Here is a 318-nt window from a genome sequence, read left to right on the forward strand (position 1 = left end):
GCTCTGCATACTCATCGGGTGTATATGTATGAATAGCGAGTGCATGAATATGATTTGCTAACTCATCTTTTAAAATTTCATTAATTTCGCGATGACGTTGTAATAAACGCTTACCCGCAAAACCTTCGCTAACCACTACTACTTTAAAGTGTGATTCAGTGCCAGCACTGTGCATATGGCTTTCGTTAATCACGTTTAAATGTTTACACGCAATGGCGTTGCTTATTTTTTCTTGGATCTGTTGCTGCATTGACATAAAAAGACCGTTTTAATTAGCTAATTTATACACTTACTATAACAATTTAACGCAGCGATTGG

General features: G+C 36.5%; 1 protein-coding gene. It reads right to left on the minus strand.

The features are described 5' to 3' along the window. Positions 1 to 256, minus strand: a 256-nt coding sequence (locus AAEY57_RS19595) for a BolA family protein (protein ID WP_350608617.1), incomplete at its 3' end; no start/stop codon positions are given. Positions 257 to 318: the final 62 nt, after the last annotated feature.

The organism is Pseudoalteromonas sp. MER144-MNA-CIBAN-0113 (genome assembly GCF_040308965.1).
Classification (GTDB): Bacteria; Pseudomonadota; Gammaproteobacteria; order Enterobacterales; family Alteromonadaceae; genus Pseudoalteromonas; species Pseudoalteromonas tetraodonis.